The 23179-nt window shown below is 73.0% G+C and carries 23 protein-coding genes; 8 read left to right on the top strand and 15 right to left on the bottom strand.

The window, feature by feature from the left end; genetic code table 11:
* Window positions 1-42: 42 nt before the first annotated feature.
* From folE to AB0R04_RS02915, 4 genes are all read left to right on the top strand, one after another.
* Window positions 43-639 carry a GTP cyclohydrolase I FolE gene (gene folE / locus AB0R04_RS02930; RefSeq protein WP_363367583.1) on the top strand — a complete coding sequence of 199 codons (597 nt, stop codon included), beginning with the start codon at window positions 43-45 and terminating at the stop codon, window positions 637-639.
* 34 nt (window positions 640-673) lie between these two features.
* Window positions 674-1096: a hypothetical protein gene (locus AB0R04_RS02925; RefSeq protein ID WP_363367582.1), complete on the top strand. Its 423-nt coding sequence runs from the start codon at window positions 674-676 to the stop codon at window positions 1094-1096.
* A 10-nt stretch (window positions 1097-1106) separates the two neighbouring features.
* Window positions 1107-1358 carry a hypothetical protein gene (locus tag AB0R04_RS02920; protein ID WP_363367580.1) on the top strand — a complete coding sequence of 84 codons (252 nt, stop codon included), beginning with the start codon at window positions 1107-1109 and terminating at the stop codon, window positions 1356-1358.
* A 247-nt stretch (window positions 1359-1605) separates the two neighbouring features.
* Window positions 1606-2352: a phage Gp37/Gp68 family protein gene (locus AB0R04_RS02915; protein ID WP_363367578.1), complete on the top strand. Its 747-nt coding sequence runs from the start codon at window positions 1606-1608 to the stop codon at window positions 2350-2352.
* Here AB0R04_RS02915 and tcmP read toward each other — a convergent pair.
* The 13 genes from tcmP to AB0R04_RS02850 all read right to left on the bottom strand — a co-directional run bounded on the left by tcmP (window position 2342) and on the right by AB0R04_RS02850 (window position 15435).
* Entirely contained in the window at window positions 2342-3493 is a 1152-nt protein-coding gene (tcmP, locus tag AB0R04_RS02910) for a three-Cys-motif partner protein TcmP (RefSeq protein WP_363367575.1), read from the bottom strand. The two genes, AB0R04_RS02915 and tcmP, sit on opposite strands and share 11 nt — an antisense overlap.
* Window positions 3494-3771: 278 nt before the next feature.
* Window positions 3772-4878, bottom strand: a complete 1107-nt coding sequence (locus tag AB0R04_RS02905; RefSeq protein WP_363367573.1) for a hypothetical protein — start codon at window positions 4876-4878, stop codon at window positions 3772-3774.
* Window positions 4879-5079: 201 nt separating this feature from the next.
* A complete protein-coding gene (locus AB0R04_RS02900) occupies window positions 5080-5478 on the bottom strand; it encodes a hypothetical protein (protein WP_363367571.1) in 399 nt (132 codons plus the stop codon).
* Between the two features lie 212 nt (window positions 5479-5690).
* A complete protein-coding gene (locus AB0R04_RS02895; RefSeq protein WP_063352015.1) occupies window positions 5691-6257 on the bottom strand; it encodes a Uma2 family endonuclease in 567 nt (188 codons plus the stop codon).
* 141 nt (window positions 6258-6398) lie between these two features.
* Window positions 6399-7217 carry a maleylpyruvate isomerase family mycothiol-dependent enzyme gene (locus AB0R04_RS02890; protein WP_363367569.1) on the bottom strand — a complete coding sequence of 273 codons (819 nt, stop codon included), beginning with the start codon at window positions 7215-7217 and terminating at the stop codon, window positions 6399-6401.
* Window positions 7218-7345: 128 nt separating this feature from the next.
* Window positions 7346-7699 carry an antibiotic biosynthesis monooxygenase gene (locus tag AB0R04_RS02885; protein ID WP_363367567.1) on the bottom strand — a complete coding sequence of 118 codons (354 nt, stop codon included), beginning with the start codon at window positions 7697-7699 and terminating at the stop codon, window positions 7346-7348.
* A gap of 81 nt (window positions 7700-7780) precedes the next feature.
* Window positions 7781-9025: a beta-ketoacyl-[acyl-carrier-protein] synthase family protein gene (locus AB0R04_RS02880; RefSeq protein ID WP_363367564.1), complete on the bottom strand. Its 1245-nt coding sequence runs from the start codon at window positions 9023-9025 to the stop codon at window positions 7781-7783.
* Window positions 9022-9321 carry an acyl carrier protein gene (locus tag AB0R04_RS02875; RefSeq protein ID WP_363367562.1) on the bottom strand — a complete coding sequence of 100 codons (300 nt, stop codon included), beginning with the start codon at window positions 9319-9321 and terminating at the stop codon, window positions 9022-9024. The genes AB0R04_RS02880 and AB0R04_RS02875 overlap by 4 nt, the downstream gene beginning before the upstream one ends.
* On the bottom strand, window positions 9318-10436 hold the full coding sequence (locus tag AB0R04_RS02870; protein ID WP_363367560.1) for a beta-ketoacyl-ACP synthase 3: 1119 nt from the start codon (window positions 10434-10436) through the stop codon (window positions 9318-9320). Before AB0R04_RS02870 ends, AB0R04_RS02875 begins: the two co-directional genes overlap by 4 nt.
* Window positions 10433-11272: an SDR family NAD(P)-dependent oxidoreductase gene (locus tag AB0R04_RS02865; RefSeq protein ID WP_363367558.1), complete on the bottom strand. Its 840-nt coding sequence runs from the start codon at window positions 11270-11272 to the stop codon at window positions 10433-10435. Before AB0R04_RS02865 ends, AB0R04_RS02870 begins: the two co-directional genes overlap by 4 nt.
* Before the next feature lie 28 nt (window positions 11273-11300).
* Entirely contained in the window at window positions 11301-12398 is a 1098-nt protein-coding gene (locus AB0R04_RS02860) for a ketoacyl-ACP synthase III (protein WP_363367556.1), read from the bottom strand.
* A 17-nt stretch (window positions 12399-12415) separates the two neighbouring features.
* Window positions 12416-14395 (bottom strand): hypothetical protein, encoded by a 1980-nt coding sequence (locus tag AB0R04_RS02855; protein ID WP_363367554.1) that lies wholly within the window; start codon window positions 14393-14395, stop codon window positions 12416-12418.
* Complete coding sequence (locus AB0R04_RS02850) at window positions 14392-15435, bottom strand: acyltransferase domain-containing protein (protein ID WP_363367552.1); 1044 nt, start codon at window positions 15433-15435, stop codon at window positions 14392-14394. Before AB0R04_RS02850 ends, AB0R04_RS02855 begins: the two co-directional genes overlap by 4 nt.
* Before the next feature lie 375 nt (window positions 15436-15810).
* Here AB0R04_RS02850 and AB0R04_RS02845 point away from each other — a divergent pair, with 375 nt between their 5' ends.
* The gene (locus tag AB0R04_RS02845; protein ID WP_363367550.1) at window positions 15811-17190 is read left to right on the top strand and encodes a hypothetical protein; all 1380 of its coding nucleotides are present in this window, start codon (window positions 15811-15813) and stop codon (window positions 17188-17190) included.
* Window positions 17191-17228: 38 nt separating this feature from the next.
* Here the strand turns inward: AB0R04_RS02845 and AB0R04_RS02840 are convergent, their stop codons facing one another.
* Complete coding sequence (locus AB0R04_RS02840) at window positions 17229-18302, bottom strand: hypothetical protein (RefSeq protein WP_363367548.1); 1074 nt, start codon at window positions 18300-18302, stop codon at window positions 17229-17231.
* A 639-nt stretch (window positions 18303-18941) separates the two neighbouring features.
* On the opposite strand from AB0R04_RS02840, the gene AB0R04_RS02835 reads away from it, so the two are divergent.
* The gene (locus tag AB0R04_RS02835; protein ID WP_363367546.1) at window positions 18942-20252 is read left to right on the top strand and encodes an MFS transporter; all 1311 of its coding nucleotides are present in this window, start codon (window positions 18942-18944) and stop codon (window positions 20250-20252) included.
* 51 nt (window positions 20253-20303) lie between these two features.
* Window positions 20304-21011, top strand: a complete 708-nt coding sequence (locus tag AB0R04_RS02830; RefSeq protein WP_363367544.1) for a hypothetical protein — start codon at window positions 20304-20306, stop codon at window positions 21009-21011.
* A 365-nt stretch (window positions 21012-21376) separates the two neighbouring features.
* Here the strand turns inward: AB0R04_RS02830 and AB0R04_RS02825 are convergent, their stop codons facing one another.
* Window positions 21377-22294: a hypothetical protein gene (locus AB0R04_RS02825; protein ID WP_363367542.1), complete on the bottom strand. Its 918-nt coding sequence runs from the start codon at window positions 22292-22294 to the stop codon at window positions 21377-21379.
* 294 nt (window positions 22295-22588) lie between these two features.
* Here AB0R04_RS02825 and AB0R04_RS02820 point away from each other — a divergent pair, with 294 nt between their 5' ends.
* On the top strand, window positions 22589-23146 hold the full coding sequence (locus AB0R04_RS02820; protein ID WP_363367540.1) for a hypothetical protein: 558 nt from the start codon (window positions 22589-22591) through the stop codon (window positions 23144-23146).
* Window positions 23147-23179 lie beyond the last annotated feature (33 nt).

Raw genomic sequence — 23179 nt, 5'->3', positions numbered from 1 at the left:
CCAGCGGCCCACCCCCCGTCAACTCACCCCCAAGGGATGACCATGACGTCCATACCCATGCAAGCCCAGCGCCGCCGCCCCGTCAACCGCCCGCGCGTCCAGGAGCTGACCCGCGAGCTGCTGCTCGCCCTCGGCGAAGACCCCGACCGCGACGGCCTCAAGGACACACCCCGCCGGTTCGCCGACTGGTGGGGCGAGTTCCTCGACCACGACCCCGGCAGGCTCGACACCAGCTTCGCCCAGGAGGGCCGGTTCGGCGACTTCGTCCTGCTGACCGGCATCGAGGCGTGGAGCGTCTGCGAGCACCACCTGCTCCCCTTCCGCCTCGACGTCTCCATCGCCTACGTGCCGGACACCGCCGTCCTCGGCCTGTCCAAACTGGTGCGGCACCTGGAAGCCCACACTCACGCCCTCCAGCTCCAGGAGCGCATCACCCACGACGTCGCTCACGACCTCGCCAAGGCCGCCGGCACCGACGACGTCGCCGTCTTCACCACCGGCGAGCACCTGTGCCTGAGCATGCGCGGTGTCAAGGCCACCTCAATCCGCACCACCACCATGTGCCGGCTCGGCCGCACCGAGAGCGACCCCGACCTGGCCACCCGAATCGAACGCCTCGCGCTCCCCGTCCGCGCGTAACCGCCTCCCACCCTCAACGCACCAGGAACCGATCTTGCCTGTCCACACCTTCACCCTCACGGCCTCACTGGGCACCGACGCGGCTGCGGCCGAAGTCTGGCAGCAGCTGAAGGCCTCTCCGCCCGTCGGCTGCACCTACGACCCCGAGGTCTTCACCCAGACCCCCGGACTGCGCTGCGAACGTGAGGCACCCACCCGGCTGGAGGCCGTCTTCGCCGTCGTCGGCGAGGTCCACATCACCCACAGCCTCCTCCTCGACGACCTGGGAGTGGAGAAGCTCTCCGAGTGGATCTGCAAAGGCGCGGACCGGCCCGACAGCCCCACCACGATCCACGCAGCCGACACCGCCGCGCAAGCCCTGCTCCTGGCGATCGACCGGATCCGGCGTCTCGGCCACGACGCCAACGACATCGCGAGGTTCACGGACCAGGTCCTCGGCAGCCCTCGCGCCACCTGATCACCAGGTCATGGGCATACCAACGCAGCGACACCTCAAGGCACCCCGCCTACCTGCCCTCGGCGCAAGAACGGTCATCCTGCTGGCCAGCCTCGCCACCGGCCGCCCTCGCAGGCAGCACCAGGCCGCCCACCTGCTCGCCGACTGCGGCTTCCGCGAGACAATGCTCGACCGCTCGTCCACGGCGGCCCGGGCTCTCTTCCAGGTGAAGAGCGCGACCGGGATCGCCCTCCAGCCCGAGCCGACGCGGGTCGGCCGGTAGGCCAGTAGGCCAGTAGGCCGTCAACTCTTGATCGGGCGGCAGTCCGCATCCTCCGAACGGTGGGACAGCCGAGTGTCACCGTCTCGGGCCGCCTGGCCCGAGACGCCCGCACCCTGAGGCGAGGGCGGTCCTGTGACCTGCCGGGTTCGACAGGGCTCCGGTCCGCGGAGGAGTGTGGTCCCGGACATGGGACGCGGGCGGCTGCGGGATCGAAGACCGTAAGACGCGACGGAGATCGGGAGTAGCAGTGGGCGAACGCAGTGGAATCGAGTGGACGGAGGCAACGTGGAACCCCACGACGGGGTGTGACCGGGTGTCGGCCGGGTGCGACAACTGCTATGCGCTCACGCTGGCGAAGCGGTTGAAGGCGATGGGCGCCGCAAAGTACCAGAACGACGGTGATTCGCGGACGTCCGGGCCCGGCTTCGACCTCACGCTCCACCCGGACGTCCTGCGGACGCCTTACGGCTGGCGCAGTCCGCGGACGGTCTTCGTCGACTCGATGTCCGACCTCTTCCACGCCCGTGTTCCGCTCGACTTCGTGCGCCGGGTCTTCGCGGTGATGGCCGATACCCCACAGCACACGTACCAGGTACTCACGAAGCGGGCCCGCCGAGTACGGCGCGTGGCGGACCGGCTGGAATGGCCGCCCAACGTATGGATGGGCGTGTCCGTGGAGAGCACGGAGGAACTCGGCCGGGTCGAGGACCTCCGTGCGGTCCCTGCCGCCGTCCGTTTCCTGTCCTGTGAGCCGCTGTTGGGCCCGCTGAACGGGCTGGAGCTGGACGGCATCCGCTGGGTCATCGCGGGCGGCGAGTCCGGTCCCGGACACCGACCCATGGAGGCGTCCTGGGTCCGGGACGTCCGCGACGCCTGTCTCCAGAAGGAGGTCGCTTTCTTCTTCAAGCAGTGGGGCGGTCACACCCCCAAGGCCGGCGGCCGCCTGCTCGACGGCCGCACCTGGGACCAGCTGCCCCTGCTCGTCAGCGCCTGACCGACGGACTCACCTCCAGGTTCTTGATCCTCGACACCTTCCCGCCGTTCGCGATGAGGCCTGCCGCGTACAGCTGCCGAACCGCCTTGCCCACCACGGTTTCCGGCACCTGGCCGTAGTAGTCGCCGAACACCTGGACCGTGTGGTCGACCAGCTTGAACGGCCGTCCCCGTTGCAGAAGGGTCCGGATGTTCTCGGCGATAGCCGGCACTGCCTCCTGCTGCACCTTCGCCGGGTCCGGCCTTTGCATCGTCGCCACGGTGAACAAGGCGTTGTCGTTGGCCTCCTCCTTCAGTTCGACCTCCTTCCACCAGGTGTCACGGGCACGAGCGTGCGCGTCGCCGAAGACCCACAGGCCATGGTTGCTGCGAGTGCCGAACACCAGGTTGTAGACAGCCTTCTGGCCCGGCCCCTTGGTGACCGGCACTGACACCATGCGCATGCCGGTCGCTTTTCCCAATCGCAGGCTGTACTCGGCGGCCACCTTCTCATCGGCGTCGCGCCTGTACCCGTCGGCGAAGTACCGCCGCCACCAGGTACCACCGCACACCGCGTCGAGGCGTTTGTTGGTACGTTCGTTACCCTTCGGGGAATGCGAGTTGCCACCTATCCGGCGCACCGCCATCATGCTGAAGTTGAGCAGCAGTTCGGTGGGCGGCCAGGCCCCGGTGGTACGCCGACGGGCGAGAACGTCAACCAGACGGTCGAACGGCAGCGCGAGCCCGCACGGGTCGAGGAACAGAAACAGCGGCTGGGCTGCCGCAGCGGCGAGCACCTGGTCGAACAAGCCGAGCACGTCGCCGTGGAAGGCCCGGGCGTCCACGCCGCGGGACCGGTACTCCCCCACCAGCGCTTCGAGTTGGGTGAACGACTCCGCGGAACGCTCCGCGAAGAAGCACGTCCACCGGACCAGCCCCTTCGACTGATGGTCAGCCGCCACCTTGAGCACCCGGTCGGCCGACCCGGAGTCGCCGTTGAGGTAGCGACCCTCCCCCGCGTACCCGTCCAGGTAGACCACTTCGCCACCCTGCGAGCCGGTCATGCCACCGAACTTCGGTATGTACCGGCTCAGCAGGTCGTGCTTGAAGACGCTCGGCAACGCCGGCTCGTCCCAGTACTCCCCCGAGGTGCCCTTCGACATCCGTCCCCTCCCGGCCCGACACCCGCACCAGTCATCGACCGTTACAGAGTGGGCGAGGCATGGCCCACACGTAAAGAGCACGTGCAGGCCATACTGATCTCACCCGAGTTGGGCAGCGCTCCCCTACACGTCGATGGCATCGCTGGTAGGGATCACAGAGCAGCACTCAGTAGATGGAGCCTGGGGCGATGGCCGGTGACCTCCACACCATCTGCGGTCGTAACCTGGCCCCGTGCGGTGGACGAGATCCACCGTTCAGACCCCGATCCCCCGCCGCCTCACTCCGGCTGCGGGCGGTGGTTGTGGAACAGGACAGTCCCCTCCACCAGGCCCTTCTCCACCACCGCCGGGGTGGCGCGCAGCCACTGGAGTGCCTCCGCACTGGTCGGGGTGTCGGCGACCAGCTTGTAGAAGGACAGGTAGCCCGCCACGCGTTCCAGGAGCACGCTGTTGGGGATCGGGATCGCCGCCCCGAAGGCGTCGAGGGGATCCCGGCCGGCGGCCCGGTAGCTGTCCATCGTGTGGAACTCGCCGGCGAGTCGACTGCGCTCGGGCGTGAGCCGGTCCCCGGGGATCGTCTTCAGGATCGCGGAGAGTTTCCCCTGGCTCTTGCTGTAGCTGTCACCCATGGCGAGTTTGAGCGCCGCGGCCGCCTCTTCGCCGAACGCGCGCAACTCGGTGGAGATCTTCCGCTGCGCCATCGTCTGCGGCTTCTCCTGTGACTTGAAACGACCGGTGACCGAGTCGAGCGCGTGCTGCATCTCATGGGTCACGGTCGCGGCGAATTCCCGCAGTCCGAGCGGTGAGGCCTGGTCCTTGGGCGGGGTGATCCGCAGCGCGCCGCCCTCTCCTTCGTTGCTGAGCGCGAACAACGCGCGCGCACCCCTGATGTCCGTCTGCTCGTCGATCTCGATGGTGATGGCGGACTCCTCCAGGGCCTTGAACAACTCCCGGTAGGGGACGCTGAATCCGTCACCGTCCTGCTCGCCGGACGCCTGTTGGAGCAGTTCCGCGAAACGGTCCGGCGAGAGGTGCTGCCGTGACCAGTCGGCCTTGGCGTAGGTGATGGCGCGCTGCACGACCGGCTCACCGGGGCGGGCCGCTGTTTCGTCCCCCGTCCTCCGCTGGACGGTGGACCGCTGTACCGGTGCGCTCGCCCCGACGGCGGACTGCGGGTGACCGCACCCCGCACCGTGCTGGTGCCTGGACCGCTCGATCACCCGCGAGACCGCGGCGTTGCCGATGCCGCGCTGCAAGGCGAGGACCGTCTGCGCAGACACGCCCCCGAGGTTCAGCCCCAGCCCGTCGGCCGCCGGAGCGGCCTTGCGGGGCAGGTCACGGCGCCGCTGCGGCTCCGACGGCTTGCCGGGGTCTTTCGCGTGCATGGGGAACCCCTCCGGAGGCGCGACAGGTGTTCCCTCTGACATATCCGGCCGGACTGTCGCCGCGCAGCACAACGGACGATCGGGCACCGTTCTGTGCTCCAAAGGGCACGCAACGGCCGGGGTACGCACCCGTGCTGTGCCCGGCGCGTCCCCGGCCCCGCCGGCGTGGTCAAGGAGGAGAACACGCCGGTGTCGAACGGATCAGCTGTTGCCGCCGCTGCCGCTGCCACCGCCGCCGTTGTTGCCGCTACCACCGCCGTTGTTACCGCCGCCGTTGTTACCACCGCCGTTGTTACCGCCACCGCCGTTGCCGGTACCGCCGCCGTTGTTGCCACCACCCCCGTTGTTGCCACCACCGCCGGTGGTGGGAGGCGGGGAGAGCAGGTTGAGCAGGTCGCCCAGAATGTTGGGCTTGTAGATGTACGTGTTGCCGCAGTTGTTCGAGAAGCCCGCGTCCTGGCCGACCACGCAGGCGATGCCGACGTCTCCGCCGCGCCTGTCCGTGCCGCCATGGCCGCCCGAGCCGGCGACGGCCCAGCTCGCGTCGGCAAGAACGAGAGCACTGGCAGCAGCTGCAACGACAGCGAATTTCTTGATCATCTCTCCACCTCTTGGTTGGTGACTTCGCTTCATGCTGCGGAATCCACGCATGCCACCACCGCACGACAGGGCGGTTAAATCGTAAAACTCGATAATATTTCACCCAATTCACCCAGGATTGACGGGCCGTCACCGCAGGGCAATCTGCTCACCGAACCCCGGTCAGGCCACGGAGCCGACCCACCGCCCGGCCGACTCCCCGACTCCCCGACTCAGAAACCCGCCGTATCGAGTTCAAGGCTCAGCGGAGGCGGTAGCTGCAGGGGGGTGCCGAAGGGGTGCGGACCTTCCACCCGGGTGTAGCCGAGCCGGCCCGGCTGGGAGAGCAGCGTGCAGGTGCGTTCCTGCCGGTCGACCAAGAGGTACACGGGAGCGCCGAACTGCGAGTAGCGCCGGCGCTTGGCGGTCCTGTCGGTTTCACCGTTCGACGGTGATGTCACTTCGACGACGAGCACGGTCTGGTCCGGGAGGAGCGCTCCCTCCGTCTTCGCCAGCTCGGCGGGCACGACGGCCAGGTCCGGCACGTAGAAGTTCTCCGTGCCGGGCAGGTCGAGGTTCCCGGAACCGGCACGGAGGTCGAGCTCGCGCATGCGAGGGCCGATCTGCTCACGGATCAGGTCGACAGCGCTCTCGTGGGCCCAGGACGGTGACACCGGGGTGATGACTCCCTCTACGATCTCGACACGGTCACCCGCAATATGCCGAATTGCATACTTCAGGGCCTGCTCCGGATTCGGCACCTGGCTGTAGTCACCTGGGCCGGCGTGCGCTGTACTCACGTGCTGCTCTCCTGTCCGGGATCTCAACCCGCAGAACGGACCAGTGACAGTCTGACGTGTCCGCCCCTGGGCGCCACCACATGACGTCACGATGCGTCGGTGTGACACGGGCGGCGGCCGCCGCCCGGCCGGCGGGCGGGTTCAGGGAGCCGCGAACAGCCGGGGGAAGCCCGGGGCCAGCCACGGCCGGCGGCCCCAGGCGAGCACCTTGCCCCGGGCGAGGGCACCGGTGGCGGTGTAGCGGCCCAGCGCGATGAGGAAGAACGCCACCGGGCCGGTGAGGATCGTGCAGTCCGGGCGGCGCGGCGGCTCCTGGCTCACCACGGCGGCACCGTCCGTGAAGGTCACCGTGAACCCGCCCAGGCCGCGCACCCGCAGCCGGTAGCAGGCGCTGTGGCCGGCCGCAGTGCGCGCGTCCAGCACCCGGGGCATCGCCGTCCGCAGGAAGGGCATCGTCAGCCCGACGCGGTGCCGGTCGATCGGGTGCGGCCGCCCGAGCGCGACGGCGATGTCGTAGAGGTGGCCCAGCATGTGGGTCAGCAGGTAGGCGCCGAGGGTGTCCAGGTCCATCGGGCCGAGCGGGGTCAGCACCGGCTCGGTACCGGCGCGCGAGTCGGCCGCCGCCGTGAACTCCCTTGCCTGCCGGGCGATCTCCCCGGCGAGCACGGTCAGGTCCCGCTCCGGCCGCCTGGCCAGCGAGGCCTCGTTCGCGGCAGCCAGCGAACCCGGAGTGCCGTCCCCGTACGGCCGTTCCTCGCCGGCGGCCAGTGCGGCCATCAGCTCGTTGGCCATCGCCAGGTGGGCGGCGGCCTCGCCGACCGTCCACTCGGCGCCGGGTATCGGGGTGTCGCCGCGGCCGCCGGCGAGCAGGGCGACGGCCTCGTCGCCGACGGCGGTGACGGCTTCGAAAAGCGCGGTGCGCGCGGCACCGGGGACGTGCTCGGGGAGCGGGAGGGTCATGCTGGTGAAGACTGGCCGACCCCCGCACCGCTGTCCAGACCCGCGACACGGTCCGGTCCCGCCCCTGACCATCGCGGCCCGCCCGGACGACGAGAGCCGGTCAGCCCGCTATCGGGCCCCGCAGGCCCCTACGCTCGGCTGAACCCGTGGCTGCGCTCCACCTTCGCCACGTGCAGCGTGTAGTTCTGGTACCACTCCGCCTGCCCGCGCTTCTGCGCCGCGCGGTGCTCGGCGTTGCTCCGCCACTCCGTGAGGGCGTCGGCGTCGCGGAAGTACCCGACGGTGATGCCCAGGCCGCCAGGGGTCTGGGCGTGGTCCATCCCCAGGTACCCGGGGATGTCCTTCACCAGGTCTTCCATGCGTGCGCTGGTCTCGCTGTAACCGCTCTGGTCCTGGGTTCGCACTGTCGTGAAGACGGCCAGGTAGTAGGGGGGTTCATAGGCCTCGACGGGCGCGACAGGTGCTTCGGGGTGATCGCTCATGGCGCCACCGTAAGGCGGGACGCGCCGAATGATCCAGTTCTTTCCTGAACGGCTGATGCGCCTTGCGTCCTCGTTCCGGTGTCAGCTCCCGGAGGTGGCGGCGGGGGCGAAGGCGAGGGCGGTGTTGTGGCCGCCGAATCCGACCGAGGTGCTCAGTGCGAGGTGGAGGCGCTGGCGGCGGGGGCCGCCGTGGACCAGGTCGATCGCGCCGGTTTCCCGGTCGGGGACGGCAAAACCCGCGGTGGCGGGGACGAGTTGGTGCTGCACGGTGAGCACCGTCAGGGCGGCTTCGATGGCACCGGCGGCGCCCATCGTGTGGCCGAGCACGCCCTTGGCGGAGGTGACGGACGGGGGGCGCCGGGCGAAGAGCCGGCCGACCAGGCGGGCTTCCGCGGAGTCGTTGAGCGGAGTGCTCGTGCCGTGGGCGTTGACGTGGTCGACGTCGTCGGGGCCGGCGCCGGCCTCGGCGAGGGCCAGCCGGGCGGCCGCTTCGAGCCCGCGGGCTTCCGGGTGCGGTGCAACGGGGTGGTAGGCGTCGGTGGCGGTTCCGGTGCCGACCAGCAGGGCTCTGGGCGTGGCCTGCCGCGACGCCGCGTCCGACCGGCGTTCCAGGACGAGGAAGCCCGAGCCCTCGCCGATGACGAAGCCGTCGCGGTCCGCGTCGAACGGGCGGGAGGCGCGGGCGGGGTCGGTGTTGCGGGAGAGCGCCTTCATCCGGGCGAATCCGGCGACGCAGACCGGAGTGATCATGGCGTCGGTGCCGCCGGCCAGGGCGATGTCGCAGGCTCCAGTGTGGAGCAGCAGGGCCGCGGTGTGGATGGCGGCGGCCCCGGAGGCGCAGGCGGTGGCGGTGTGCAGCACCGGGCCCGTCGCGCCGAGCTCGATGGCGAGTTGAGCTGCTGCCATGTTCGGCAGAAAGGCGGGGAGCGCCAGTGCGGACACGGCGGAGGGGCCCAGGGTGCGGAGTCGTTCCGCCGCGTGTTCGTAGCTGCCCACTCCTCCGGCGGCGGAGCCGAGGACCAGGGCGACCCGGGCGCCGTCCCAGCGCGCGGGTTCGAGGCCCGCGTCGGCGACGGCCTCCCGCGCGGCGGCGATGGCGAAGCGGGTGGCGCGGTCCAGCCGCCAGGACTGGCGGCCGCCGACCAGCGCGGCGGAGTCGCCGGGGACCCGGCAGGAGAGGACGACGGGGAGCCCGGCGAGCGCCGGGTCGGGTGCGGCCGTGCTGCGGGTGTCGAGGACGCCTCGCCAGGTCGGCTCCGCCCCGTGACCGGCCGGGGTGACCAGGCCGATCCCGGTGACGGCGAGCGGTGGGCGGGCCGCACTCATGCGGCTGGGCCGGGCGGCTGCTCGGGGTCGACGGACTCGGGCTGGACGGTCTGGACGGGCTGCGCGAGCAGGGCGTGGATGCGGTCGACGAGTTGGCCCACCGTCACGTCGGCGGCGGAGTCGAGGTCGTCGTCCAGGGCGACGCCCCAGTGTTCCTGGAGGGTGACGACGAGTTCGATCCGGGCGAGGGAGTCGAGGTCGAGCTCGTCGAGGGCGGCGTCGTCGCCGATCGTGTCGGAGGGGGTGTCGAACTTCTCGGTGAGCAGGGTGACCAGGTGCTCGCGGACGGGGTTCACGGTGGGCTGACCTCCTCGTGGTCGTGGTCGTGGTCATGGTCGGGGCGCGGGGGCCGGGGTTCCGGGGCAGCCGTCCGTACGGGTGCGTCCGGCCACAGCAGGGTGGCGGAGGCCCAGGTGAGGCCGCCGCCGAAGGCGGTGAGCAGGGTCGGGGCGCCCGGGCGGCAGGCCCCTCGGGCGGCGGCATCGGCGAGGGCGAGCGGTACGGAGGCGCCCGCCGTGTTGCCGACGTCGCGGATGTTGCCGAAGCGGTGCCGCGGCGGTATGCCGAGGCGGTCGGCGACGGCGTCCAGGATCCGCTGGTTGGCCTGGTGCCCGATGAAGGCCTGGACCTCGCGGGCCTGCCAGCCGGTCGCGGCCAGGGCGGCCCCGGCGGAGGCGGCCATGCGGCGTACGGCGTGGGCGTAGACCTGGCGCCCGCGCATCCGGAAGTAGCGGTCGCCGCGCCCGGGGGCTTCGGTGGCGGGGAGTCGCGAGCCGCCGGCGGCCACGGTGATCAGGTCGCTCTCGCCGCCGTCGCTGCCCCAGTCGGTCTCCAGCAGGGCCCCGGGTTCGGTGGTGTCCCCGGGGCGGAGCACCACCGCGGCGGCGGCGTCGCCGAAGAGCGGTGCGGTGTCGCGGTCGAAGGGGTCGACGATGGCCGAGTACTTCTCGGCCGCGACCACCAGGGGGGTGCGGCAGGCGCCGCTACGGAGCAGGGCGGAGGCCGTGGCCAGGCCGTAGAGGAAGCCCGAGCAGACGGCTGCGAGGTCGAACGCGGGGACCGGTCCGAGGCCGAGGCGGTGGGCCACCTCCGGTGCGGTGGCCGGGCAGGGGCGGTCCGGCGTGGTGGTGGCCAGCAGGAGCAGGTCCGGGCGCAGGCCCGGGGAGCCGGTGGAGTCGATCGCGGCGCGCGCGGCGGCCGTGGCCAGGTCCCCGGTGCTGACGCCGGGTCCGGCCAGCCGCCGACGGTGGATGCCCGTCCGGCCGGTGATCCACTCGTCGGTGGTGTCCAGGCCGCCCCGGGCGATGACCTGGGTGTTGGTCACCTCCCGGGGCGGGAGGCTGGAGCCGAGGCCGGCGATCACCGCCGTGGCACGGCGGCCGGGGAAGGGGGCGGAGGGTGGCGAGGTCATGCCGCGGCGAACGGGGAGGGCGGCTTGGGCGTGCCCGCCAGACCGCCGTCGGGGACCGAGAGGCCGCCGTCCAGGGCGATCGCCTGCCCGGTGAGGAAGGCGGAGGCGGGCGAGGCCAGGAACAGCGCCGCCGCGGCGACCTCCTCCAGTTCGGCCCAACGCCCCATCGGCACGTGGGCCAGCAGCCAGTCGGTGAGCGCGGCATTGGTGTGGACGGCGGCCGTCATGTCGGTGCGCACCCAGCCGGGGCACAGCGCGTTGACCCGGATCCCGCTGCGGGCCCAGCCGGCCGCGAGGCTGCGGGCGAGGGAGACCTGGGCGGCCTTGGTCGCGGCGTAGACCTCCATCATGGGCGTGCCGACCAGACCAGCGACCGAGGACATCAGCACCAGGCTGGCACCGTCCGACTGCGCCAGGTACGGGTGGGCGTGCCGGCAGATCGCGGCGGTGGCGTTGAGGTTGACCGCGACTACCTCGTCCCAGACGTGCTGCGGGAGGTGCTGCAGCGGTGCGAGGAGGGTGCTGCCGTCGGGGTTGGTGGGCAGGATGCCGGCGTTGTGGACGACGATGTCGAGGCCGCCCAGGGCCTGGGCGGCCTGGTCGACGATGGCGGCCTGCCCGGTGTCGGCGAGGTCGCCGGGGACCAGGACGGGGGTGCCCCCGTAGCGGGCCACCTGGTCGGCGGTGTGCTTCAGCGCGGGCCCGGTACGGGCGGAGAGGGCGAGCCGGGCCCCGGCCTGGGCGAGCGCGACGGCGACGGCCTGGCCGATGCCGCGCGAGGAGCCGGTCACCAGTGCGCGGCGGCCGTCGAGGCGGAAGCGGTTGAGGATGGTCATGGGGGGTTCCTCCGGTTCCGGCGGGGCGTCAGTCGGTGGTGTTCCGGGCGGTGCCGTCCTGGACGGCGGTGTCCCGGGCGGGGGAGTTCAGGACGGGGGTGTCCTGGGCGCTGCTGGACCGACCGGGCGCGCGCAGGGAGCGGGCACCCGTCCAGGTGAGCAGGGCGCTGCCCCAGGTCAAGCCGGCGCCGAAGACGCAAACGAGCACGCGGGCCCGGTCGGCCAGCAGGCCGCGGGCGGCGGCGTCGGCCAGCGCGAAGGGGGCGGAGGCCGCGCCGATGTTGCCCGTCAGGTCCCCGGTGATGTGCAGGCGTTCGGCCGGGATGCCGATCCGGTCCGCGACGGCGCGCAGGAGCAGCGGGTTGGGCTGGTGGGTGATGAAGGCGTCGATGTCCTTGAGGTCGAGGCCGTGGTCGGTGAGGGCCTGGTCGACGAGGCGGGGGAAGATCTCGGTGATGAAGTCGCGCACGACCCGGCCGTCCATGTGGATGTGGTGCAGCCCGGCGGTCAGGCTCTCGGGGCCGGCGGGTATCCGACTGCCGCCGGCGGGGATCAGCACGTGGTGCGCGCCGCGGCCGTCCGAGCCGAGGCGGAAGCCGTGGAAGCCGGCGTCGTCGTCGACGGGGCCCAGGACGGCTGCGGCGGCGCCGTCGGCGAAGAGGACGGCGGTGCCTCGGTGGGCGGGGTCGACGAACTTCGAGTAGGCCTCGACGCCGACGACCGCCGCGTACCGGGCGCCGGGGGTCGTGGCCAGCCAGGCGTGCGCGACCTTGGCCGCGAACAGCCAGCCGGAGCAGGCCGCGCTGACGTCGAGTGCGACGGCGTTGGCGGCGCCGGTGAGGGCCTGGACGCGGCAGGCGGTGGCCGGCCCGAGTTCGTCGGGCGTGGAGGTCGCCGCGACGACGAGGTCGAGCCGGTCCGGCGGGATGCCGGCGGCCTCGCAGGCGGCCAGTACGGCGGCCGCTGCCAGGTCCGAGGCGGCCTCGTCGGGTGCGGCCCGATGCCGTTCGAGCACGCCGGTGCGCTCGGTGATCCAGGTGGCCGAGACACCGGCGGGAGGGCCGACCTCGTCATTGCCGCGGACCTCGGCGGGCAGGTACGTGCCCATGCCCAGGACGCCGGTCATGGGGGGCTTCCTTCGGTTCACGACGTGCTCCCGGTGCGATCGGAGGAGCCGGTGGAGGAGCCGGCGGAGGCACCGGCGGAGGCACCGGCGGAGGCACCGTGGGCGGCCAGGAGCGCGGCGGCGTAGTCGGGCTCGTCGAGGGCTGTGCGGGCGAGGCCCGCCCCGGGGTCGAGGGCGGCCACGATGTCCGGCAGGGCCTGACGCAGTCGGTCGCACAGGGCGTCCATGGCGGCGGGCAGGGCGCGGACGGCCGAGGGGGTGAGCACGCCGGTCGCCAGCAGGGGGCCGGCCAGGCACCGGGCTTGGCGCAGGCCGTCGAGCGCGGCGAGGTCGGCCGCCTGCGGAACGGGCCACCCGCGCCGGTGCGCGGTGCTCCCCTCCACCGCGGCCTCGGCCGCGAGCCGGCGGGCCTGGACGTCCCCCAGCTCCAGGGCGTCCTCCAGCAGCGGGTTCCACAGGTCCAGGTCGCGGTGGAGCGAACGGTGGGGCGAGCGGTGGAGCGAACGGCGCAGCGCCTCGGTACGGGCCGAAGCCGCGGCGGCGAGGTCGTCGGCGAGCCGGTCCTGCAGCGCGGTGACGACCGCGGGCCACCACGCGGCGTCGGTCGGGTCGGCCGGGAACCGGCCCTGGTCTGACGGGAACCGGCCCGGACCGGCCGACCGCCGATCAGGGCGCGCCCGCTCCTCGGCGAGCGCACGGCCGGCGTCGAGCAGGATGAGGGTGTTGTCCCCGCCGGCGTTGTCGAAGGCGCGGGCGAAGCCGAGGTAGCCCGGCAGCCGGTTGTGGTCGAAGAGGCCCGACACCCCGCAGCGGTGCTGGAGGGAGTCGACGAGGTCCGCCACGGCCCGGGTGCTGTGCGCCTTGTAGAGGGCGAGCGAGCGGTCGACCGCGGCCCAGGGGGAGAAGGTCATCGCCGTGCCCGGCCCGTCGGAGGGCCTTGCGGCGCGCAGCCCCGCCCACGTGGACAGGGCCGCCCGGGCGGTGCAGCGCAGGGAGAAGGCGGCGGCCAGCGCTCCGACGACGGCGTGCTGCTGGGTGCGGTACTCCAGGACCGGGCTCCCGGGCGCCAGCCGGCCGTGCGAGCGGCGGCCCGCGCTGAACCGCCAGGCCATCGCCGCGCTGCGGCCCGCCAGGCCCGCCATCGCGGACGGCAGGGTGGCCCACAGCCCCTGGCCGCAGCTCAGGGTCCGCTGGAGGCGGGCGTCGGCGCTCGGCTGCGGGTCGTGCAGCACGCCCGTGGCGTCGATCCCGGCCCCGTCCGCCAGCCAGCGGTCGTACGGGATTCGGGCGCCGTGGAACCGGACGAGGCCGTAGGGCAGCGGGAGCGCGCCCACCGGGAGCGGGCCGGAGACGGACACTCCCGGTGCCGGGCGGCCGTCGGCCCCGGTGATGTCGACGAGGAAGGAGAACACTCCCCCGTTCTGGGCGCCCGTCAGCAGCCGTGCGCAGACCACCGCCTGCTGGGGCAGGCCGAGCGCCGCGACGGAGGAGAACTTCGCGGCCCGGTGGTCCGGGGTGTGCAGCGTGAACGCGCGGCGGGCCGGGTCGAACCGGGCCTCGGTACGGATCCCGAGGTGGCTGCCGGCGTCGCCGATCTCGGTGACCAGGAAGGAGCCCTTGGTGCGTGCGTGCGCGAGGGCGCCGTCCGGGTCCGCGGCCTTGCCGCCCAGGAGGACCAGCGAGCCGACGCACAGGGTGTAGTGGGAGAGGAAGGTCTGATAGAGCGATGGATCCGCCAGTGCCGTCGCCTCGCTGAGCGCGGCCAGCAGGTCCGCGTCGGCGACCACCTCGGCCGCCGGCGGCAGCGAGGCCGCCAGGCGGGCCAGCCGCCGGTGCGCGCTGACGTCCGTGCGCAGGGCTGCCGCCCCGTGTTCGGCCCGGTGGTCCGCGAGGAGCTGGCCGAACTCCGCGGCCCGCCGGGGAGGGAGCAGCGCCGAGAGGCGGGTCAGGACGTCGATCGCGTCGGCCTCCTCGCCGGGCCTCCGTTCGGTGTTCATGCGTCCCCCCGTGCGGCCGTCGTGGTCGGGTGGTGGTGGTGCGACGTGCCCTCCCCCGGCGCGGCGGGAGGCGGGCAGGAGCGCGGGGGCTCCAGCGACGCCTGGGGCGGCAGCGGCGCCTGGGGGCCGGTCGGCCACGGGCCGTCGGCGACCGGCGCGAGCGCGTCCTGCCGCGGGTCGATCCTGCGCACGCTGTTCGTCAGCGTGCTGCCGGTGCCCGCCTCGACGACCAGCGAGGCGTCCGCCAGGGCCGCGCCGAACACCGCGGGCAGGTCGAAGGGCCTGACCAGGCAGGCGGACAGCCCGCTCGGCAGATCGCTGTCCGCGCGGTAGAGCCGGCCGGCCACCGCCGAGTACACCGGTCGGCGCGGCGGGGACAGGCGCAGCCGTCGGGCGAAGTGCGCGAACGCGCCGGCCTCGTGGACGAGAGCCGGGTGGTGGCTCATGAACGGGAGCCGCAGCCGCTGCGCCCCCACGCCGTGCGCCGTCGCCGACCGTTCGACGACGGCGAGCCCGTCGAGCGGGCCGGAGACCACCGTCTCCCCGCCGTGGTTGACACAGGCCACCACCACGCCCGTGCCCGGCCCGGCCGCCGCGAGCAGTCGGCGGGCTGTGGCCGGGCCCGCGCCCAGCAGTGTCATGCCGCCGCCGCCGTGGCCGGTCAGCAACTGCCCGAGCCGGCAGGCCAGCCGGGCCCCGTCGGCGACCGAGCAGCATCCGGCCGCGGTCAGCGCGGGGATCTCGCCGAAGCTGACCGCCAGGAGACGGTGCGCCCGACAGCCGTCGGCTTCGAGTGCGCGGTGCACCGCCAGGGACACACCGAACAGCGCGAGTTGTACGGTCCCGGCCGGCTCGGCGGCCAGCGCGCCGGCGCTGAGCGGGGAGCCACCTGTCAGTCGGGAGCCGCCACCCAAACAGGAGCCGCCTGTCAGACGGGGGCCGATCGGCGCCACCCCGAACTCGGCGGCGACCACGTCGGCCTCCTCGAAGACCTCGGCGACCGCGCGTGCCAGCGACCCGACGCGGGGAAGCGTCCGCAACAGCGGAGTCAGACTGAAATCCCCCTGCCCGGGGAACATGTGAACGAACTTTCCGGTGGCCGTGGGACTCTGCGGACGCTGCGGGCCGGACATCACGGATTCCGCCTCCACCCTGGGGCACGTTCGAAGGAAACGCCCCGACATCACCGATGGTGGAGTCTGCGGCCGCCCTCGCGGGCGCTTTTCGACGGCCGGCCCGTCAAGCTTTTCCGGGCGTCAACTTTCAAGGAATTACATCGAGTTGGGAATCCCATTCGGGTATCCCGGCGGCACCGCGAGCGGATAGCATGACGGGATGTGCGCAGCGCGACCGCGTACCGCGGAGGCCGGACCGGGCCGCCGTGAGCGCGGCGTCGACGACCCGCCGGGAGAGACATGGCCGTCCGCCGTGTGCCGAACGCCCGCCTTCGCGAACTCCTCAAAGAAGCCCGATGGACCGGAGAGCAACTGGCCCGGGCCGTCAATCAGATCGGCGCCGAATCCGGATGGGCCCGGGCCTACGGGCGCGCCTCGGTGCACCAGTGGCTCACCGGAGCTGTTCCCCGCAAACCCGCCCCCCACCTCGTCTGCGCGGCGCTGGGTCGTCGGCTCCGACGGCCCGTCACCCTGGCCGACGCCGGATTCGGCGACCCGCCGCCGGACACCCTGCCGCCGGACACCCCGGCGCCGGATTCCCCGGCGGTGCTCGCGCGGCTCGCGGCGGCGGCCGTCGCACCCGATCGCCACGGGAACCTCCTCTCCTACCAGCCGCCGCCCGCCCCGTCCGGCAGCCCGACCGGCCTGGCCGAAGGCCCGACCGAAGCCGCGATCGGAGGCCTGACCGAGGCCCTGACCGACCCGTCGGCACCCGCCGGAGGAAAGGCGCCCCCGCCCCAGCCGGACGCGCTCGCCCTGCTGCTGCCCGTCTTCTCCGCGATCGACCGCGTCCACGGCGGAGGCCAGGCCCGCACCGCACTCGCCGCGTTCCTCTCGACCACGGCGGCACCCATGCTCGCCGCACCCGCCCCGCCCGTCCGGCACTTCGGCATCCTCGGAGCCACCGCCCGGCTGTGCTACCTGTGCGCCTTCATGCACATCGACGACGACCTCAACGGCCTCGCCGGCCAGTACTACCGCCTCGCCCTCGACCTGGCCCGGCACGCCGGCGACACGGCCGCCCAGGCGATGACCCTGCGCGCCATGGCCACCCAGGCCTACGAACTCGGCCACCGGCGCCAGAGCCTGCGCCTGGCGCAGGCCGCCGCCGACTGCCACATCAGCTCCTCGGCGCCGCGGCTGCGCGCCTCCGTCCTGGGGCAACTCGCCCTGTCCGAGGCCGCCGTCGGCGATCGGACGGCCGCGCTGCGCCACATCGGCGACGCCCGCGACCTTCTCACGAACGCCACGGGCCCGCCACCGCCGGTCGGCGACTACCACCGCGCCTCGTGGGACCACCAGCGGGCCCTCGTCGGAGTCGAACTCGGCGACCTTGCCGGGGCGATCAAGCTCCTGGAGGTGTCCGCCGCCCGCAGGCCCCGGGGCGAGTCCCGCTCCCGTGCCGTCATCCTCAGCAGGCTGGCCGAGCGCCAGCTGGCGGCCGGGCACATCGAAGCCGCCTGTGCCACCTGGCACGAGTTCCTCGACGTCTACCCGCTGCTGGCCTCCCGCCGAGCCCACCTGGCCAGGGCGCGGATGCCCGGGCTCCTGCTCCCCCACCGCCGACGGCCGGCCGCGGACCACCTCATCCAGCGGGCCACCGCCCTGGGGCGCGCCTGACGATTCGCGCGCACGGTACCGTCCGGGCCTTCTCCCTGTCAGGGGCGGCGCGGAGTCCGCGCGAGGACGTCGGTCGCGACCTCCGTGACCGTGCGGTGGTAGGCCACGCTCACCGGCCCCAGGCCGCCGATCGCCCCGACCACGGCGTCCGTCGCGTCTCCAGCGCCCTCGGCGGCCCGCAGCGGGGCGATCACGCCGACGGTCGCAGCCGCCGCGATCTCCTCGGGCCGCAGGGCGTTCAGACCGTTGAACGCCACGAACGTGCCGGAGCGGATCGACGCCGCCACGGTGCTGCCGGCGGAGACCAGCACCAGGTCGCTGGACTCCGCCACCGCACGGACGGCGCGCCGCCGGTCGGAGGAGCGGTAGCACCACTGATCGGGGTGCTGGCCTCGGAGCAGCGGGAACCGTGCGCGCAGCACCCCGAGGATCTCCGCGACCTCCTCGACCGGTGAGCACGGGTGTTGGACGAAGGACAGCCGCTCGGGATCGACGGACCGCAGGGCCTGCGCCCCGGCCGCGTCGGCCACCCGGACCCGCCCCGCCTGCTGCGCGCCCGCCTGCTGCGCAGCGGGACCAGCCGGGGCGAAACCGCCGCCGCCGAGCACGAGGACGGTGTCCCCGCGAGCCTCGTACTGCCGGACGGCGGCCCACGTCGCGGCCGCCCGCGGACACTCGGCCGGCCCCGCGCCCCCTGCGGACGGGGCGAGCCGGTTCAGGGGCTGGGACGGGACGACCGGGGTCGGCCCGCACGCGGGCTCCGACGCGCAGACGATCAGCCGCCTGGTCCGCACCGCGGCCGACCAGACGCGGACGGCCTCCGCCGCCACCGCCTCCTGGCGGGCCGGAGCGATCACGGCGATCCCCACCACGGCCCCGTCCAGGTCGATGTAGGTCGTGGCGAACAGCCGCCCGCCCCGGCCAGCCGGCAGGATCCCGCCGGCGCCGATCCGGGAGGCGAACCCGCGCTCGTGGAACCACCCGGCCACGAGCGGGGCCGCCGGGCAGGTCACCGGTCCGCGCGTCGGATGGACGTAGCCGGACAAGACGGTGATCGGACCGTCAGGGCCCGATGCCACGTCGGACTGCTCCGTCAACCGGGACCGGTTCATGCCGGCTCCTCCCAAGGGTGGCTGGCCACGTCATTCGGCTCCGGCGAAGATCGAAGATCGCGGATGCCGTTGGTGATCTTCCGAGTGTGCCCGGTGAAGCCGCGCCGGCGAGCTGTGGACGGAGCCGTGAACGGAGGTGTCGCCGACGGGTGTCCGGCAGGCGCAGCCGGCAGCGCTTCGGCGGGGGCGGCGGGGGCCGGAGCGGCCGACGGGCCGGATGTGAAAGTCGGATTCTCCCTGAATCCGACCCGCAGGTTCGCCGTATACGAATGGAAGTCGCATTGTCCTGGCGGCCGAACAGTCGAAATCCACTCCACGCCACCATGGTTCACCAGCGACAGGATTAACCTGAACGCCGCATTCGGACAAGAGGTCGAGTCGACCACAAGAACCGCGAATCCCCTTGCAGCGGAGCCGAGTTGAACCAACCGACGACCGGCCGCGCCGGGCGCCCGGGCGAACCTCCCGAGTTCGGGGCACAGGTTCGGTGCGCACGCGAATAGTCCAGCCCGCGACGGCCTGCGTGGCGCGATGCCACCGGCGCTGGAATATTGCTAGAAGTGACGGCAGTCACACGCAATGGAGTTCGATGTGCGCTTCGCGACGCGCGATGTCCGCCGCTCGGTCATCGTCAGCCTCATGGGTACCACGCTCGTCTGGTACGACTTCTTCCTCTACGTCAACGCTTCGGTGCTGGTCTTCAAGCACCAGTTCTTCCCCTATCTCTCGCCCTTCGCGGCGACGCTCACCGGCATCGGCCTCTACGGGGCCGCGCTGGTGGCACGGCCGGTCGGCGGGGCGCTCTTCGGGCATCTCGGCGACCGCCACGGCAGGCGCCCCGCCCTGGTGGGCGCGCTGCTGCTGACCGGAGCCTCCACCGGCCTGGTCGGGCTGCTGCCCGGCTACGGCCAGATCGGTTTCGCCTCCCCCCTCCTGCTGGTCACGCTGCGCCTGCTCCAGGGGCTCGGCCTGGGCGGTGCATGGGGGGCCGCCACCGTCGTCGCGCACGAGTGCGCCGAACCGGGGCGCCGGGGGCTGGTGTCGAGCTGGGCCCAGATCGGCGCGCCGGCGGGCAACCTGCTGGCGTTCGGGGCCATGACGGCGGTCTCCGGTGCGCTGACCCCCGCCCAGTTCATGACCTGGGGCTGGCGACTGCCCTTCCTGCTCTCCGCCGTGCTGGTGGTGGTGGGGCTGTGGGCCCGGGCGCGGATCGAGGAGACCCCCGCCTTCCGGGCGCTCGCCCTCACCGGGGCCCGCAGCCGGCGGCCGGTCGTCGAACTGATCGCCCAGCACCGCAAACAGCTGCTCATCACCACGGCGATCACCGCCGGAGCCGACGTCGTGCTCTTCGGCTTCTCGTTCAACTACGTCCTCACCCTGCTGCGCGTCGCCGGCCTGTCGCTCAACGCCCTGATCGCGCTCTCGCTCCTCGCCCCGCTCGCGCTGATCGCCCTGATCCCGTTCTTCGGCGCGCTGTCCGACCGCTACGGGAGACGACGGGTCTGCCTGGCCGGGACGATCACCATGGCGGTCTGGGCCGCCGCGTTCGCGCCCCTGCTGCGCTTCGGCTCTCCCCCGGTCCTGGTGCTCGCCTACCTGCTGTCGCTGGTGGGCTTCGCCGCGATGTACGCCCCCCAGGCGGCCCTGGTCTCCGAGCTCTTCCCGAGCCGCGTGCGCCTCAGCGGAACCGCCGTCGGCTACCAACTGGGCGGACTCCTCGGCGGCACCCTCGCCACCTACCTGACCGCCGAGGCCACCGACTGGTTCAAGTCGCCGGCCGTGACCCCGCTCTACGTCCTCGCCGTCCTGGTGGTCAGCGGCACGGCGCTCCTCACCCTCGCGCGCCACGGCGAGGACGACGGCTCCCCCGCAGCGGCCGGGCCCTCGGGCTCCGGGTTCCCCACCCCGTCGAGCCGTCCCACAGCCCCGGCCCCCGGACTCCCCGGGTGAGCCGGCCCGCAGCACCACCGGGTTCCCCCACCCCAAGAAAGGCACGACCCTATGAAGCACCCCATCGGCATCGCGGCCGCCGCCCTCGCGGCCGGCACCCTGGTCGGCGGACTGCTCGTGTACGACACCTCCGCCGCCGGAGTGCCCCAGGTCATCACCTGTGAGGACAACTTCACGATGACCTTCAGCTCCGGCCTCACCCTCGTCCCCCAGGACAACATCACGGCCACCCTCGGCAACCCCAAACTGCTGAACTGCACCGGTGACGCCCCCATCACCCAGGCCGACTACGTGGGGACCGGCCTCGGCAACGGCGTGACCTGCGCGGCCGGCAGCTACCAGAACGCGCCCGGCACCCTGCAGCGCGTCACCTGGGAGACCGCGAACGGCCAGCCCACCACGGAGGACCCGGGCACCACCGACTTCACCTGGGACATGCAGCCGATCCAGGACCTGCTCAAGTCGAGCAACCCCCTCAGCGGCGGCATCACCGCGGGCCGCTACAAGGGCGCCACCTGGACGGTGGTCCTCGACCCGGTCAAGTCCAACATCGACCTCACGGCCTGCAGCACCCCGACCGGCCTGAAGTCGATGACGCTGGACGGGACGGTCACCATCACGCTGCCCACCGGCACGCCGTCCCCCACGCCGACACCGACCTCCACCGCCAGCCCGACCGCCACCGCCACCCCCACGCCCACGGCCACCCCCACGGCCAGGCCCATGCCCGTCCCCTTCGTCCCCGCGCAGGACGCCTGATCCCGAACCGGCGCCCCACCGCCGCGCCCCCGCAAGCCCCGCCCCTCGCTGCGGAGCGGGCGGTGCCCGGCAGGCTCGGGCCGGGCAGGACGAGCCTCCCGGACACGGCGGCCTGACGAAGCACTGGGCCCCGACGCCGATCAACCCGGCGCCGGGGCCCAGCCCGCTGGTCTAGGGCGTGTTTCATCATTCCCGCCGGGCGCGCGACGCCGGGCATCCCGCCTGACCGCACCGGCGAAACGTCCAAGTACACCCAGTACGAGGACGCTTCGCCGGCACGCCCAGCCGGGCGCGTAATGGGGGTACCTCCCGGCCGAAGGCTGGGGGAGCCGCGCGCTGATCCGACGCGAATGATGAAACACGCCCTAGAAGACGAGCGTGATGCAGCCTCCGCCGCCCGCTGTGCCTGCGGTGCCGTCCTCGCCGGGGGTCTGGGGGTCGTCGAAGTTGCCGACGTAATCCTGGCCGTCGCCGCCGTCCCCGCCGTCCCCGCCGTCGCCGGTGCCCACAGGGCAGGCGGCCGGCACATGGGCCCCCGCTGCACCGCCTTCGCCGCCCACTCCGCCCGTGCTGCCGGGGACGGTCTGACCGACGGTGGCCGGTGTCACGTCGATGCCTTCCCCACCACCCGCGCCGAGGTCACCGTCGGATCCGCCTGTGCCGCTGGGCCCTCCGCCCTCGCAGGCGGAGGCGGGGACGATGCCTCCGCCGTGGCCTCCCTCGCCCCCGGCGCCGCCGAGCACGCTGCCCGCGCCCCCGCCCCCGGGACGTGACCCGCCGTCCACGGCTGCCAGGACGACTGCGCCGCCAGTGAGGGTGGACCGGCCGCCGGCGCCCCCGTCGGCGCCGTCGACGCCCGGGTCGGCCTCCTCACCGCTGGCGCCTCCCGCTCCACCGGCTCCGCCGCTGCCGACCGTGAGGGTCAGCACGTCGCCGGGGGTGACGGCCAGGGTGCAGGTGACCCGGGCGCCTCCCCCGCCGCCGCCTCCCGCCCCGCCCCCGCCGCCGCTCTTGAAGAGGCCGGTGCCACCTCCGCCGCCCCCGCCGCCTCCCCCCGCACCTGCCGCGACGAGGGTGACGGTGATGCCGGTGACACCGTCCGGGACGGTGAACGTGGCGTCGGCGGTGAAGGCCCGGGTGGTCGCGTCCCGGGCGGGCGCGGTGACGCCGACGGGCAGCACCAGCGCCCCCGCGAGGCATCCGGAACCGAGGGCGGCGCGCACCCTCCGGGGGCGGGCAGGCCTCACACGGGCTCCGGCCGTCACCCCATGGTCGTAGCTCATGCTCAAACAGTGCTGTGGCCGCGGTTCTCCCGCGACGCCGGAGAGGGGATCGGGTGACCCGGCCCGTCCGCAGCGGGGCGCCGGCCGCGGCCACCGGGCCCGCCCGCCCCGCTGCGCCCCGGGCTCACGCACGTAGACGAACAGCCGAACGGCAACAAGGCTTCTCGGCCTACTGGGTACGCCTGTCCAGGTGAGACACGGAGTGCGCCGGCAGCGCGCACGTACCGGTTGATCGAGTACCGGAGATTCTTGGCGCCAAGGCACGACACCGATGAACAGGAAGAAGGGCACACGATGAGGCGTCTGATGGTGGCGGCGGCCGCGGGCGGGTTGCTGGCCGTGGCGATCCCGGGGGCGGCCGGGTCCGCGCACGCGACGGAGGTACTGGACAACCTGACCTGCACAGGGCCGGTGACGCTGACCTTCGAGAACCCGGTGACCGACGCGGCGGCATCGAACTCGTACACGGTCCAAGGCCATCTCAACGACTGTTACAGCGCCGCCGGAACCCACTCGAACGTCGACCACGGCACGATCTCCTCGGTCGGCACCGGGACGTTCTCCTGCGTGTCCTACCACCCCTTCTCCGGAGCGACGACCTTCACCTGGTACGACGTCAACAACAGGGTCCTCGGCCACACCACCGTCTCCTTCAAGGGCGGGGAGAAGGGCAACTCGGGCAACGAGGTGACCAACGACGAGACCGGCATCACGGACGTGACCAGCACCCTCCTGCCCCTCAACAGCTACCAGGGCAGCTTCGACCTGTCCGGCATCACCGGCTCCTGTGACACCGGAGTGACGGCCCTGACCGGGAACCACGAGGTGGACTTCAGCCTCGCCTCGCTCTGAGCGCACAGCACGCGCTCCCGCGCCCCCGGGCAG

The sequence above is a fragment of the Kitasatospora sp. NPDC056731 genome, from assembly GCF_040687675.1.
GTDB lineage: Bacteria > Actinomycetota > Actinomycetes > Streptomycetales > Streptomycetaceae > Kitasatospora.
The sequence above is the reverse complement of the archived record's forward strand: the minus strand, read 5'-3'. Positions and strand labels throughout refer to the sequence as shown.